The organism is Citrobacter freundii complex sp. CFNIH9 (genome assembly GCF_002903305.1).
In the GTDB taxonomy this organism is placed as follows: domain Bacteria; phylum Pseudomonadota; class Gammaproteobacteria; order Enterobacterales; family Enterobacteriaceae; genus Citrobacter; species Citrobacter portucalensis.
This window is the reverse complement of record NZ_CP026238.1, coordinates 4,535,150-4,548,170: the sequence shown is the minus strand read 5'-3', so window position 1 is coordinate 4,548,170 and position 13,021 is coordinate 4,535,150. Positions and strand designations below refer to the sequence as shown.

At 53.1% G+C, this 13,021-nt stretch carries 11 protein-coding genes; 7 read left to right on the top strand and 4 right to left on the bottom strand.

The window, feature by feature from the left end:
* Window positions 1-345, top strand: a complete 345-nt coding sequence (locus tag C2U43_RS22980; protein ID WP_003025723.1) for a gamma-glutamylcyclotransferase family protein — start codon at window positions 1-3, stop codon at window positions 343-345.
* A 41-nt stretch (window positions 346-386) separates the two neighbouring features.
* Here C2U43_RS22980 and C2U43_RS22975 read toward each other — a convergent pair whose 3' ends face one another.
* The 3 genes from C2U43_RS22975 to ppa form a co-directional block, all read right to left on the bottom strand.
* Window positions 387-2,396, bottom strand: coding sequence for a TonB-dependent receptor domain-containing protein (locus C2U43_RS22975; RefSeq protein ID WP_103285843.1), 2,010 nt, complete (start codon window positions 2,394-2,396; stop codon window positions 387-389).
* An 84-nt stretch (window positions 2,397-2,480) separates the two neighbouring features.
* Window positions 2,481-3,551 (bottom strand): 7-bladed beta-propeller protein YncE, encoded by a 1,071-nt coding sequence (gene yncE, locus C2U43_RS22970; RefSeq protein ID WP_071692263.1) that lies wholly within the window; start codon window positions 3,549-3,551, stop codon window positions 2,481-2,483.
* Between the two features lie 199 nt (window positions 3,552-3,750).
* Complete coding sequence (gene ppa, locus C2U43_RS22965) at window positions 3,751-4,278, bottom strand: inorganic diphosphatase (RefSeq protein ID WP_003025726.1); 528 nt, start codon at window positions 4,276-4,278, stop codon at window positions 3,751-3,753.
* 309 nt (window positions 4,279-4,587) lie between these two features.
* Here ppa and ytfQ point away from each other — a divergent pair, with 309 nt between their 5' ends.
* The 5 genes from ytfQ to C2U43_RS22940 all read left to right on the top strand — a co-directional run bounded on the left by ytfQ (window position 4,588) and on the right by C2U43_RS22940 (window position 10,390).
* Window positions 4,588-5,544, top strand: coding sequence for a galactofuranose ABC transporter substrate-binding protein YtfQ (gene ytfQ, locus C2U43_RS22960; RefSeq protein WP_003025728.1), 957 nt, complete (start codon window positions 4,588-4,590; stop codon window positions 5,542-5,544).
* Window positions 5,545-5,647: 103 nt separating this feature from the next.
* Window positions 5,648-7,150: a galactofuranose ABC transporter, ATP-binding protein YtfR gene (ytfR, locus tag C2U43_RS22955; RefSeq protein WP_103285842.1), complete on the top strand. Its 1,503-nt coding sequence runs from the start codon at window positions 5,648-5,650 to the stop codon at window positions 7,148-7,150.
* 13 nt (window positions 7,151-7,163) lie between these two features.
* Window positions 7,164-8,186 carry a galactofuranose ABC transporter, ATP-binding protein YtfT gene (gene ytfT, locus C2U43_RS22950; protein ID WP_158654565.1) on the top strand — a complete coding sequence of 341 codons (1,023 nt, stop codon included), beginning with the start codon at window positions 7,164-7,166 and terminating at the stop codon, window positions 8,184-8,186.
* Entirely contained in the window at window positions 8,173-9,174 is a 1,002-nt protein-coding gene (gene yjfF / locus C2U43_RS22945; RefSeq protein WP_103285841.1) for a galactofuranose ABC transporter, permease protein YjfF, read from the top strand. The genes ytfT and yjfF overlap by 14 nt, the downstream gene beginning before the upstream one ends.
* 103 nt (window positions 9,175-9,277) lie before the next feature.
* Complete coding sequence (locus tag C2U43_RS22940) at window positions 9,278-10,390, top strand: methyl-accepting chemotaxis protein (RefSeq protein ID WP_008786037.1); 1,113 nt, start codon at window positions 9,278-9,280, stop codon at window positions 10,388-10,390.
* Between the two features lie 76 nt (window positions 10,391-10,466).
* Here C2U43_RS22940 and fbp read toward each other — a convergent pair whose 3' ends face one another.
* Window positions 10,467-11,465: a class 1 fructose-bisphosphatase gene (gene fbp / locus C2U43_RS22935; RefSeq protein ID WP_003830390.1), complete on the bottom strand. Its 999-nt coding sequence runs from the start codon at window positions 11,463-11,465 to the stop codon at window positions 10,467-10,469.
* A gap of 175 nt (window positions 11,466-11,640) precedes the next feature.
* Between fbp and mpl the strand changes: the two genes are divergently transcribed.
* Window positions 11,641-13,017 carry a UDP-N-acetylmuramate:L-alanyl-gamma-D-glutamyl-meso-diaminopimelate ligase gene (gene mpl, locus C2U43_RS22925; protein WP_003830388.1) on the top strand — a complete coding sequence of 459 codons (1,377 nt, stop codon included), beginning with the start codon at window positions 11,641-11,643 and terminating at the stop codon, window positions 13,015-13,017.
* Window positions 13,018-13,021 lie beyond the last annotated feature (4 nt).

Here is a 13,021-nt window from a genome sequence, read left to right as displayed (position 1 = left end):
ATGCGAATATTTGTCTACGGCAGTTTACGAACCAAACAAGGCAACAGCCACTGGATGACCAATGCCCTGTTGCTGGGAAATTTCAGTATCGATAACTACCAGTTGTACAGCCTGGGCCACTATCCAGGCGCGGTTCCGGGAAATGGAACAGTACACGGGGAAGTTTATCGTATTGATAACGCCACGCTGGCAGAGCTTGACGCTCTGCGTACCCGTGGCGGTGAATACGCACGCCAGTTAATTCAAACGCCGTACGGAAGTGCATGGATGTACGTGTACCAACGTCCGGTTGATGGCTTAACGCTGATTGAAAGCGGTAACTGGTTAGACAGAGACCAGTACTGATATGAACACGCCACCTTCGGGTGGCGTTGTTTATTAAAGGCTTAAAACTCCACGCGCGCGCCGAGGTTATAGCGGCGGCCTTCCACCTGCGCGGATTCATTCCATGCAGTCGTCAGTTTCGGATCTTCATCCAGCACGTTGTAGATCCCTGCCATCAGCTGCGTGTGCTTATTGAGCTTATAACGTACGCCTACGTCGACCATCGTGTAGTCATCGTACTTATAGTTATTGTCGCTGTTACGGTTACTGCTGCGGTAATTCACCGTACTCCATACGTCCAGACTCTGCGTTGCCGCCCAGTTCAGCGACAGGTTCGCCATATGGCGCGGATAATCGTTGAGCGCGTAGCCTTTGTTTACGCCGCTTTTCTGTTCGCTATGGTTCCAGGTGTAGTTAGCGTTGGCTTTTACATCGGCGCTAATCTGCCAGTCGGCATTCAGTTCTATGCCGTACACGTCCGCTTTGCTGACGTTGAAGTATTTACTGACGGAGTCCGCCTTGTAGCCATTCACGGAGCACTGATTCGTCGATGTAGTTTCGCAAATGGTTTGTTCAGCAATTTTATCTTTGAACTGCGTATAGAAGACGGTGCTATCCAGTGACAGCGCATTCCCCGTCCAGTAGAGGCCCAGCTCAGAGTTAAGGCTTTGTTCTGGTTTCAGATCGTCGTTACCGACGGTCAGGAAGGGATAAGGTACGGTCGAGCCGTATGGGGTGACAAAGTCGCTGGATGTCGCACGCAGCTCAGGTTTTTTATAGCCTGCGGAAACGCCGCCCTTCAGCGCCCAGTCATTGCTGAAGGCCCAGTTACCGTACATTTTCGGCGTAATATGTGTGCCAAAGTTATCATCCTGGTCCATACGCGCTGATGTGGTCAGGATAAAGTCGTCAATGCTCCAGCCGTCTTCAGCAAACAATGCCCAACCGTTACGGCTGATTTTTGTCACTGGCTCAGATCCGGGCAGCGTTTTGTTGGCCACATCAAAGCGGTCATTCAGCTCTTCGCGGGTGAAATTCGCCCCAACGGTCAGTTTATGGTTGTCGAGCGTGAAGGTGGTTTGCGAATTAGCGACGTAGTTCTCCATCTGCACATACTGCGGCGACTGGCCGTCATAAACGTACTTCGAACGGCCTTTTTCATAGTTTATGTAGTTGGTCGTTGCAATGGTGTCGTCGGCATACCAGCCGGTATGCGTTAGGGTGGCGGCGTTACGATCGAACAGCCATGACCACGGCGCGCCGCGCTTCTGGGTACGGTTTTTCTCCTGCTCACCGGTGACCACATTGAGGTCGAACAGGTTATTTTCGCTAGCGGCCAGGCCCAGCGTCATATCAACGGATTTACGGTTGTGTTTACCGAAATAGTTATTGCGATCGTCATCGCGACGGTCGAGCCAGTCGGCCGCTACGCTAAGGCCGAGAACATCGGGCACAATCGGCCCCATGGTAAACAGATTCATCTGGCTGGTATTACCCAAATACTGGTGTTCCTGAAGCCAGGTATTGGCGGCAATTGCCGTCGTCCACTCTTTTGCGCCATACGGTTTTTTGGTAATCACGTTGACCACACCGCCGATGGCATCTGAGCCGTACAGCGAGGACATGGGCCCGCGGATAACTTCGATACGCTCAATGGCCTCCATCGGCGGTAAGAAGTTGGCTTCAGTACCGATGTCATGTCCGTAAGGGCGAGATTCACCGGTATTTTGTTTGACGCTGTTGACCATAAACGCGGTATAGGACGGGTCCATGCCGCGAATCATAATGCTGCCAGCGTTCATACCGCTGCTGTTGGTGACCGAGACGCCAGGAAGGTTTTTAATCGCTTCACCAATGCTACGGTCCGGCTGAATATCCAGCGTTTTACGATCGATAACAGAAATGGTGGCCGGCGCTTCGCGCTTTTGCTGCGAGAACCCGGATGCGGTGATCACCATTTCATCTTCGCTATTGCGTGAGGTTTCGGTGAGTTCTTCTGCCTGAGTGGGGAAAATAACACCGCCTGAGAATGCAACGATCCCTGTCAGCGTAATAAGTTGACGCGTTTTCATAATATAGACACCTGAAAAGTAAAAAATAAAAGCATCACCTTGCAGCCCAGAAAAGCTGCAAGGTGTCAGAAGCGTTTTTAATTATTAATATTTGGAGAGGTCGATTTGCATCACGTAGTCGGGCTTCACACCGGTCATTTTTTCCGGCTGTTTGACGCTGACATACAGGGTGTTGGCATCAGACGAGAGCGCCAGGCTGTTAGGTAACGCATTGGTTTCAATGCTTTGTTTTACCTGATAAGTCTTGCTGTCCACAATGCTGATGCGCTTTGCATTACGGTGGGTGATATACACTTCCTGGCGCTTTTCGTTATATATCACTGCCAGGGAGTTGATAACCTTAATGGGGGCAATAACCTTACCGGTATTAATATCAACAACCAGTACATCCGCTAAATCAGGATCGGTCAGGAATGCGCGATTATTTTTTGCATCCAAAGCAATATTCAGGAAAAAATGTTTTTTGCCTGGCTCAATACTAAAGCGGTTAATAATTTGATGGTTAGTGGTATCCAGCGTAATAAGTTCGTTGCGGCCATTTACGACATACAGGCGGTTCTTATTGGCATCTACGGCCATGCCGGTCGGATACTGGCCCATGTTTTCAAGGGTGGCGATTTTCTCGCGCTTTTGCGTATCCACCACCCAGACAATACCCTTTTCAGCCACGCCGGAAACGTACAGGCGGTGATGCTGTTTATCGAGCACCATTTCGCGGGTATGGACAATTTCTTTCGGGTTTTTGGCTTCGCTCAGTTGCAGTATCGCCAGCTCTTTACCGCTGCGGGTATCAATGAGCGTGACCGAACCCTCCAGCGTGTTGCCGACATACAGCACCTGGTTTTCTGCATCCAGGGCAGTGGCAAAGGCACGACGGCTGGTTTCGATAACTTCAGTCGTGGTGAGCTTCTCCAGATCGAGTTTATAGATAAGCCCGCTGGTTTTATCTTTATCAAACGACGGCGACGAGGCAGCAAAAAGCGCATTCTGCTGGCTATCAACCGCCAGTTCATACACGCCGTTGCCAACGTCGCGGGTCAGAAAATCTTGCTCAGGTAGCGTCTGCGCCACGCTGGACAGGCTGGTAAATAACAGTGCTGTGGCGAGAGCCACGCAGGAATAGCGTTTCAGGGACTTCACATTGTGGAGGTTCATTGACTTTTATTCACATTTATTTACATGCTGAGAATGATAATGAGATCTAATCTCATTCGCAATTAAGATAAATGAAATGTGGCTACCCAATCTGGTAGGTCAAAAAGAAAACAGCGAAGGGGAGGGGGAAAAGAAAGTAGAAATTAAAAAACCCTTACTAACCAGGGGCTGGCGTTCAGGGCTTTAAGCTAACGCGAACTTACTTCTTCGCGCGCTCGAAGGAAGCAACGATTTCAGCTTTAGCAGCTTCAGCGTTGTCCCAACCGTCAACTTTCACCCATTTGCCCGCTTCGAGATCTTTGTAGTGTTCGAAGAAGTGGGTGATCTGCGCTTTCAGCAGTTCCGGCAGGTCGGTCACATCTTTGATGTGATCGTATTCTTTGCTCAGCTTGGTGTGCGGTACCGCAACCAGTTTCGCATCTTCACCGGATTCGTCGGTCATTTTCAGTACGCCAACCGGACGGCAGCGGATCACTGAACCTGGCTCCAGCGGGTACGGAGTCGGGACCAGAACGTCTACCGGGTCACCATCCAGAGACAGGGTGTGGTTGATGTAACCGTAGTTGCACGGATAGAACATCGCGGTGGACATGAAGCGGTCAACGAACAGGGCGCCGCTCTCTTTGTCAACTTCGTATTTGATCGGATCTGCGTTCGCAGGGATCTCGATAACAACGTAGATATCTTCCGGCAGGTCTTTACCGGCAGGGACGTTGAGTAAGCTCATGTCTGTTTCCTTTAAATAAGCTATGGCAAACAAGTGGCGGGTATTATAGCCAACTCGCGCGGAATGTCTCCGCTTGTTTTCGCTTTCTCTGCGTGCATTTTCTTCTTTTTACCTCTCTCTCGTGACAGAAAAATCCATATCTTCAGCCGCATTTTTCATAGTGAGATGAAAGCGATTACAAAGTTGTGATTAACGTTTTATTTACTTTTTTGAAGTGTGATGTAACGCAATCCGTTACATGCTCAATTGTCTATAGTTTTTTCGCAACGGTTAATTAACCAACAATAATCACCCTACGAGGACGCACTTATGTGGAAGCGCTTACTTTTAGTCACAGCAGTTTCGGCAGCCATGTCGTCTATGGCAATGGCAGCCCCTTTAACCGTAGGATTTTCGCAGGTTGGCTCTGAATCCGGCTGGCGCGCCGCAGAAACCAACGTCGCGAAAAGCGAGGCCGAAAAGCGGGGAATTACGCTGAAAATCGCTGATGGCCAGCAAAAGCAGGAAAACCAGATTAAAGCAGTCCGCTCATTTGTTGCGCAGGGCGTCGACGCCATCTTTATTGCGCCGGTCGTGGCAACGGGTTGGGAGCCGGTTTTAAAAGAAGCTAAAGATGCCGACATTCCGGTCTTTTTGCTCGATCGTTCCATCGATGTAAAAGACAAATCTCTCTATATGACCACCGTCACCGCCGACAACGTGCTGGAAGGTAAATTGATCGGCGACTGGCTGATTAAACAAGTGGACGGCAAGCCGTGTAACGTCGTTGAGCTGCAAGGGACCGTTGGGGCCAGCGTGGCGATCGATCGTAAGAAAGGCTTTGCTGAAGCCATTGCCAGTGCGCCAAACATCAAAATTATTCGCTCTCAGTCCGGTGACTTCACCCGCAGTAAAGGGAAAGAAGTGATGGAGAGCTTTATCAAAGCGGAAAACAACGGCAAGAACATCTGTATGGTTTACGCCCACAACGATGACATGGTGATCGGTGCGATTCAGGCGATCAAAGAAGCGGGCCTGAAACCTGGCAAAGATATTCTCACCGGTTCTATCGATGGCGTACCGGATATCTACAAAGCGATGATTGACGGCGAAGCCAACGCCAGCGTCGAGCTGACGCCAAATATGGCTGGCCCGGCATTCGACGCACTGGAGAAATTCAAAAAAGACGGCACGATGCCTGAGAAGCTGACCATTACCAAGTCGATCCTCTATCTGCCGGATACGGCAAAAGAAGAGTTAGAGAAGAAGAAAAACATGGGCTACTAAGCCTTCATGAAAATGCCGGGGGCGCTGCGCTTGCCCGGCCTACATTACGCTCTTTTGTAGGCCGGATAAGCGTAGCGCCATCCGGCGTGATGCAGGGGGAACCATGACCACCGACCAACATCAGGAAATCCTCCGCACCGAAGGATTAAGCAAATTCTTTCCCGGCGTCAAAGCGTTGGATAACGTGGATTTCAGCTTGCGTCGTGGCGAGATTATGGCGCTGCTGGGAGAAAACGGAGCCGGCAAATCGACGCTCATCAAAGCGCTGACCGGAGTTTACCATGCCGATCGCGGCACTATCTGGCTCGAAGGCCAACCGATTTCCCCCAAAAACACCGCCCATGCCCAGCAACTGGGGATTGGCACCGTGTACCAGGAAGTGAACCTGCTGCCCAATATGTCGGTTGCCGATAACTTATTTATTGGCCGTGAGCCGCGGCGTTTTGGCCTGCTTCAGCGCAAGCAGATGGAAAAACGCGCGACGGAGCTGATGGCGTCATACGGTTTTTCCCTCGACGTGCGAGAGCCGCTGAACCGCTTTTCCGTGGCGATGCAACAAATCGTCGCCATCTGCCGGGCGATCGATCTCTCCGCAAAAGTGCTGATCCTCGATGAGCCGACCGCCAGCCTTGATACTCAGGAAGTTGAAATGCTGTTTGGCCTGATGCGACATCTGCGCGATCGGGGCGTCAGCCTGATCTTCGTCACCCACTTTCTTGATCAGGTTTATCAGGTCAGCGATCGCATTACCGTTCTGCGTAACGGCGGCTTCGTTGGCTGCCGTGAAACCCGAGAACTGCCTCAGATCGAACTGGTCAAAATGATGCTGGGCCGTGAACTGGATACCCATGCGCTACAGCGTGCGGGCCGCACGTTGCTGAGTGATAAACCGGTGGCGGCATTCAGCGGCTTTGGCAAAAAAGGCACCATCGCGCCATTTGATCTACAGGTGCGTCCCGGTGAGATCGTCGGTCTCGCCGGACTACTGGGATCCGGGCGAACGGAAACGGCGGAGGTGATCTTCGGTATTAAACCCGCCGACAGCGGTACTGCGCTGATCAAAGGCAAACCGCAGACCTTGCGATCGCCACATCAGGCTTCGTGTCTGGGGATCGGTTTCTGTCCGGAGGATCGCAAAACGGATGGCATTATTGCCGCCGCTTCGGTGCGGGAAAACATCATTCTGGCATTGCAGGCACAGCGCGGCTGGCTGCGGCCTATCCCACGGAAAGAGCAAAACGAGATTGCCGAGCGGTTTATCCGCCAGCTTGGTATTCGTACTCCGAACGCTGAGCAGCCGATCGAATTTCTCTCCGGCGGCAATCAGCAAAAAGTATTGCTCTCTCGTTGGTTACTGACCAAACCGCAGTTCCTGATCCTCGATGAACCCACGCGTGGGATCGACGTTGGCGCGCATGCGGAGATCATTCGCCTGATCGAAACGCTGTGCGCGGATGGTCTGGCGCTGCTGGTCATTTCATCCGAACTGGAAGAGTTAGTGGGCTATGCCGATCGGGTCATTATTATGCGCGATCGCAAACAGGTGGCCGAGATCCCCCTGGCTGAACTGTCCGTACCGGCGATCATGAACGCCATTGCGGCCTAAGGAGACTATGGTGATGCCTCAATCTCTCCCTCAATCCAATCCGTCTAAACGGCGGTTCCGTTGGCCAAAGGGGATGCCACAGCTGGTGGCGTTACTGCTGGTGCTGCTGGTGGATAGCCTGGTCGCTCCGCATTTCTACCAGGTGATTTTGCAGGATGGTCGGCTGTTCGGTAGCCCGATTGATATTCTCAACCGTGCCGCGCCCGTGGCGCTGTTGACGATTGGTATGACGCTGGTGATTGCTACCGGCGGCATCGACCTTTCCGTGGGGGCAGTCATGGCTATTGCTGGCGCTACTACTGCGGCGATGACGGTGGCCGGGCACAGTCTGCCGGTGGTGCTGCTTGCCGCCTTAGGATCCGGCATTCTGGCTGGGTTGTGGAATGGGATTCTGGTGGCCATCCTCAAGATCCAACCGTTTGTCGCCACGCTAATCCTGATGGTGGCCGGGCGCGGGGTGGCGCAGCTTATCACCTCCGGGCAGATCGTCACCTTTAACTCGCCCGAACTGTCATGGTTTGGCAGCGGCTCGCTCTTACTGTTCCCTACGCCGGTAATTATTGCACTGCTCACGCTGGTGGTGTTCTGGCTGCTGACGCGGAAAACGGCGCTGGGTATGTTTATCGAAGCGGTGGGCATCAACATTCGTGCGGCAAAAAACGCCGGGGTGAACACCCGCATTATCGTGATGCTCACCTATGTGCTGAGCGGCCTGTGCGCGGCTATCGCTGGCATTATCGTCACGGCGGATATCCGGGGGGCAGATGCCAATAACGCCGGATTATGGCTGGAGCTGGATGCCATCCTGGCGGTGGTTATCGGCGGCGGGTCGCTGATGGGCGGGCGCTTTAACCTGCTGCTGTCGGTGGTAGGCGCATTGATTATTCAGGGCATGAACACCGGGATTTTGCTGTCGGGCTTCCAGCCGGAACTGAATCAGGTGGTCAAAGCCGTGGTGGTGTTGTGTGTGCTGGTCGTGCAGTCGCAACGCTTTATCAGCCTGATAAAAGGAGTGCGTGGTCATGATAAAACGTAATTTACCGCTGATGATCACCCTCGGCGTGTTTGTGCTGGGTTATCTCTACTGCCTGACGCAGTTTCCCGCTTTTGCTTCCACCCGAGTCATTTGCAATATCCTGACCGATAACGCCTTTCTGGGCATCATTGCCGTAGGCATGACCTTCGTAATCCTCTCTGGCGGGATCGACCTTTCCGTTGGCTCGGTGATCGCCTTTACCGGCGTATTTCTGGCAAAGGCCATTGGCTATTGGGGCATTTCCCCGCTGCTGGCGTTCCCTTTGGTTTTGCTGATGGGCTGCGCGTTTGGTGCGTTTATGGGGTTACTGATTGATGCGCTGAAGATCCCGGCATTTATTATCACCCTGGCGGGAATGTTCTTCCTGCGCGGCGTCAGCTATCTGATCTCAGAAGAATCCATCCCAATTAACCATCCGGTTTATGACACGCTCTCAAGCCTGGCATGGAAAATTCCCGGCGGTGGTCGCCTGAGCGCGATGGGATTGCTGATGCTGGCGGTTGTCGTCATCGGCATATTCCTGGCGCACCGTACGCGCTTTGGTAATCAGGTTTACGCGATTGGCGGCAACGCCACTTCTGCCAACCTGATGGGCATCTCAACCCGCAGCACCACCATCCGCATTTATATGCTGTCTACCGGGCTTGCGACGCTTGCCGGCATTGTCTTTTCCATTTACACCCAGGCGGGCTATGCGCTGGCGGGCGTTGGCGTCGAACTGGATGCGATAGCCTCAGTTGTGATTGGCGGAACGCTGCTCAGCGGTGGGGTCGGTACAGTGTTAGGGACGTTGTTTGGCGTCGCTATTCAGGGGCTGATCCAGACCTACATTAATTTTGACGGCACATTAAGTTCCTGGTGGACGAAGATCGCGATTGGCATTTTATTGTTTATATTTATAGCGTTACAACGCGGTCTGACGATGCTTTGGGAAAATCGTCAAAGCTCGCCGGTTACCCGAGTGGGTACGGCGGCAACACCAAAGTAACATCCTGATTTTGCACAAGACATTTAAATACCTAAACTTTTTCCGGTTGTAGTCGATAGGTTCTGTACAGGTCTGTTTTAACCCTACAACCGGAAATATAACGATGCCAAAATCCCTTTCAATTCGATCAAGTTTGTTGGTGTTATTGTCTCTGCTGACGTTCCTTCTGCTACTGACCGGTGGCATGGGACTATATGCTTCTACCCGTGTCATTACCTCGTTGATTTATCACGGTATTATGAGCGCTGCGATGTTGGCTGCTATCGCATTGCTGGCGGTCATTTGGTTTATGCTGCGAAATAAGTTTCTCAAACCGTTGGATAACATGGTTGAGCAACTGGAACGTCTGGCAACGGGGGATTTGTCGCCGGTTACCGCGTTGTCGGCCAGCGCCGAATTCAACCGCCTGAATGCGGCAATGGATGACATGCGCCATGCGCTGGGCGACTCGGTACAGCGCGTACGCGATGCCAGCTCGCAAATTGATATTGGCAGTCGTGAACTGACGGCCGGTAACCAGCATCTGGCGCAACGCACTGAATCGACAGCCACTTCGCTGGAGCAGACCGCCGCCAGCATGGAAGAACTCACGGCGACGGTGAAACAGAATGCGCAGAACGCGGAACAGGCGCACCAGCTGGCAAAATCGGTGTCGGATACTGCCGATCGCGGTAGCGAAATGGTGTGCTATGTGATCGAGAAAATGCGCGATATTTCCGGCAGTTCCAGCCGAATCGCCGATATCCTCAGCGTGATTGACGGCATTGCTTTCCAGACCAATATTCTGGCGCTCAATGCTTCCGTTGAAGCGGCGCGAGCTGGTGAGCAGGGGCGGGGCTTTGCGGTTGTGGCAGGTGAAGTGCGTAATCTGGCCAGCCGCAGCGCCGAGGCGGCCAAAGAGATCCGTACGCTAATCAGCGATTCGCACACCCATGTGGGGGAAGGCAGTGAACTGGCGCAGCAGGCGGGCGAAACCATGGATGAAATCGCGACCGAGGTTATGCGTATGACCAAACTGATGCGTGAAATTGCCAGTGCGTCCCAGGAACAGAGTCGCGGCATAGAGCAGGTGAATATCGCGGTAATTCAGATGGATGAAACGGCGCAGCAAAACGCGGCGCTGGTGCAGCAGTCTTCAGCGGCTACCCGCTCGCTGGAAGAGCAGTCTTCAGCGCTAATCGAAGCAATGGCTGTATTTAAGCTACAGAAAGCGTAAGCAGACGATGGATTTTGTAGGCCGGATGGCAACGCTATGCGTTTTATCCGGCCTACGTCCGTGCGATGAATGATACTTACGCGTCCGGGAACTCGCGGATAAAGCGTTCTACATCTTCAACCATATGGTCGTTACCCACGAAGAAGGAGCGGCGCTGGTGCAGGCTTTCTGGGGTGATATCCAGAATGCGTTCTTTACCATCGCTGGCTTTGCCGCCCGCCTGCTCGGCCAGGAAGGCCATCGGGTTGCATTCATACAGCAGACGCAGTTTCCCTTGCGGGTGGCTGGCGGTGCTTGGGTACAGGTAGATACCGCCTTTCAGCAGATTGCGATGGAAATCCGCAACCAGAGAGCCAATGTAGCGCGAGGTATACGGGCGCTGGGTTGGCTTATCTTCTTCCTGGCAGAATTTAATGTACTTCTTCACGCCGTTCGGGAATTTGATGTAGTTGCCTTCGTTAATGGAGTACGTGCTGCCTTTCGCCGGGAAGCGCATACGTTCTTGGCTGAGGCAGAATACGCCCAGAGAAGGATCGTAAGTGAAGGCATGTACGCCACAGCCGGTGGTATACACCAGCATGGTGGAAGAACCATAAACAACGTAACCTGCAGCAACTTGCTTGTTGCCCGGTTGCAGGAAATCCTCTTCCGTGACCGGTGTGCCGACTGGGGTTACGCGGCGGTAAATAGAGAAAATCGTACCGACAGAGACGTTAACATCGATGTTGGATGAGCCATCCAGCGGATCCATTAGCACAACGTATTTAGCGTGTTCACAGCCTTCAAAGACGACGATTTCATCTTCTTCTTCTGAGGCAATGCCCGCCACAATGTCGCGCGCCTTCAGTGCAGCTTTCAGTTTTTCGTTCGCGAACAGATCGAGTTTTTGCTGAACCTCTCCCTGCACGTTCTCAGCACCGCTGGCACCCAGGATATCGACCAGACCGGCCTTATTGATATCGCGGTGGATGATCTTGGCGCCCAGCTTTATTGCCGACAACAAAGCAGTGAGCTCACCGGTAGCATGAGAAAACTCGTGCTGCTTTTCGACAATAAATTCACCTAACGTTTTCATAACACTTTCCCTGCAATTTATGTGGAGTAAAGCGACCGCAACAATATTAACAAATATTTCCTTTGTTGCGCTTAGGTGAATCGCGCCAGCAAACTGCGGAATATCCTGAAATGCGTTTCTCACTTGCCGGACATGTGCGTAAAATGGCCCCCAGATTAAAAAAGGATAGTGACGTATGCGCATTCATATTTTGGGAATTTGTGGCACTTTCATGGGCGGTCTGGCGATGCTGGCGCGCTCGCTCGGTCATGAAGTAACCGGTTCGGACGCCAATGTGTATCCGCCGATGAGTACCTTACTTGAGAAGCAAGGCATTGATCTGATTCAGGGTTACGATGCCAGCCAGCTCGACCCGCAGCCGGACCTGGTGATCATCGGCAATGCCATGACCCGTGGTAATCCGTGCGTGGAAGCGGTGCTGGAAAAGAACATTCCGTACATGTCAGGCCCGCAGTGGCTGCATGACTTTGTCTTGCGCGATCGCTGGGTACTGGCGGTTGCGGGTACGCACGGCAAAACCACTACCGCCGGAATGGCGACCTGGATCCTCGAAGCCTGCGGCTATAAACCTGGCTTTGTGATCGGCGGCGTTCCGGGCAACTTTGAGGTTTCCGCGCGCCTCGGCGAGAGCGACTTCTTCGTGATTGAAGCGGATGAGTACGACTGCGCGTTCTTCGACAAGCGTTCTAAATTCGTGCATTACTGCCCGCGTACGCTGATCCTCAATAACCTTGAGTTCGATCACGCGGACATCTTTGACGATCTGAAAGCTATTCAGAAACAGTTCCACCACCTGGTGCGTATCGTGCCGGGCCAGGGACGCATCATCTACCCGGAAAACGACATCAATCTGAAACAGACGATGGCGATGGGCTGCTGGAGCGAACAAGAGCTGGTGGGCGAACAAGGTCACTGGCAGGCGAAAAAGCTGACCACCGATGCCTCCGAGTGGGAAGTGTGGCTGGACGGTGAAAAAGTCGGCGAAGTGAAGTGGGGTCTGGTGGGCGAACACAACATGCACAACGGCCTGATGGCGATTGCAGCCGCGCGTCATGTTGGCGTCGTGCCTGCGGATGCGGCCAATGCATTGGGCTCGTTCATCAACGCCCGTCGCCGTCTTGAGCTGCGCGGTGAAGCCAATGGCGTGACGGTGTATGACGATTTTGCCCATCACCCGACGGCCATTCTGGCAACGCTTGCGGCACTGCGCGGTAAAGTGGGCGGCACGGCGCGCATCATCGCGGTGCTGGAACCTCGCTCGAACACCATGAAAATGGGCCTGTGCAAAGATGACCTGGCGCCGTCGTTAGGGCGTGCAGACGAAGTGTTCCTGCTGCAACCCCCGCACATTCCGTGGCAGGTAGCAGAAGTCGCTGAAGCCTGCGTTCAGCCGGCACACTGGAGCGGCGATGTGGATGCACTGGCAGATATGGTGGTGAAAACCGCACAGCCTGGCGATCACATTCTGGTGATGAGCAACGGCGGGTTTGGCGGCATCCATCAAAAACTGCTGGATGGTCTGGCGAAGAAAGCTCAGGCAGAAGAAGAGTAAAAAA

Excerpts from the sequence above, each read along its gene's own strand:
- C2U43_RS22980 (WP_003025723.1), top strand. The coding sequence starts at position 1 with ATGCGAATATTTGTCTACGGCAGTTTACGAACCAAACAAGGCAACAGC.
- C2U43_RS22975 (WP_103285843.1), bottom strand. The coding sequence starts at position 2,396 with ATGAAAACGCGTCAACTTATTACGCTGACAGGGATCGTTGCATTCTCA.
- yncE (WP_071692263.1), bottom strand. The coding sequence starts at position 3,551 with ATGAACCTCCACAATGTGAAGTCCCTGAAACGCTATTCCTGCGTGGCT.
- ppa (WP_003025726.1), bottom strand. The coding sequence starts at position 4,278 with ATGAGCTTACTCAACGTCCCTGCCGGTAAAGACCTGCCGGAAGATATC.
- ytfQ (WP_003025728.1), top strand. The coding sequence starts at position 4,588 with ATGTGGAAGCGCTTACTTTTAGTCACAGCAGTTTCGGCAGCCATGTCG.
- ytfR (WP_103285842.1), top strand. The coding sequence starts at position 5,648 with ATGACCACCGACCAACATCAGGAAATCCTCCGCACCGAAGGATTAAGC.
- ytfT (WP_158654565.1), top strand. The coding sequence starts at position 7,164 with ATGCCTCAATCTCTCCCTCAATCCAATCCGTCTAAACGGCGGTTCCGT.
- yjfF (WP_103285841.1), top strand. The coding sequence starts at position 8,173 with ATGATAAAACGTAATTTACCGCTGATGATCACCCTCGGCGTGTTTGTG.
- C2U43_RS22940 (WP_008786037.1), top strand. The coding sequence starts at position 9,278 with ATGCCAAAATCCCTTTCAATTCGATCAAGTTTGTTGGTGTTATTGTCT.
- fbp (WP_003830390.1), bottom strand. The coding sequence starts at position 11,465 with ATGAAAACGTTAGGTGAATTTATTGTCGAAAAGCAGCACGAGTTTTCT.
- mpl (WP_003830388.1), top strand. The coding sequence starts at position 11,641 with ATGCGCATTCATATTTTGGGAATTTGTGGCACTTTCATGGGCGGTCTG.